Genomic DNA, 505 nt, shown 5'->3' on the forward strand with positions numbered 1-505 from the left:
AAGTACCTCAAAAAATTAAAGAAACTCTTGAATTAAATATATTAAATATTTCAAATCAAATTAGTGAAGCAGAAAAACTTAAAGAAGATGCAAAAAATATCTTAATTGAACATGAAAAAAAAATTAGTGATTCAAAAAATGAGGTAAAAGAAATGATAAAAAAGGCTAATGAGGAAGCTGAGAAAAACGTAATCAAAACGAATAAAGAATTTCATGATTTAATGGATAATAGAAAGAAGAGTGCAGAAGAAAGAATAAAACAACTAAGAAATCAGGCCTTGAAAGATATAAAAAATGCCTCAGTAAAAATAGCTATAGAGTCAGTAGAAAAATTGATAAAAAACTCTCTTGATAAAAGCAAATTAGATAAAATTTTCAGCTCTAGTATTGAAGAAACAAAATTAGCACTTAAGAAGAAATCTAGTTAGAATAGGCCATAAATATATGGCAAAAAAAACAACTATTATTGGATCAGGTTTTGGAGGTTTGGCTGCAGCGCTTAGAT

General features: G+C 26.7%; 1 protein-coding gene. It reads left to right on the top strand.

Annotated elements, in window-relative coordinates; translation table 11 throughout:
• On the top strand, positions 1-428 hold a 428-nt coding region (locus AMN78_RS03300), incomplete at its 5' end, for a F0F1 ATP synthase subunit B family protein (protein WP_075534166.1).
• Positions 429-505: the final 77 nt, after the last annotated feature.

The organism is Candidatus Pelagibacter communis, assembly GCF_001179945.1.
GTDB lineage: Bacteria > Pseudomonadota > Alphaproteobacteria > Pelagibacterales > Pelagibacteraceae > Pelagilacustribacter > Pelagilacustribacter ubique_A.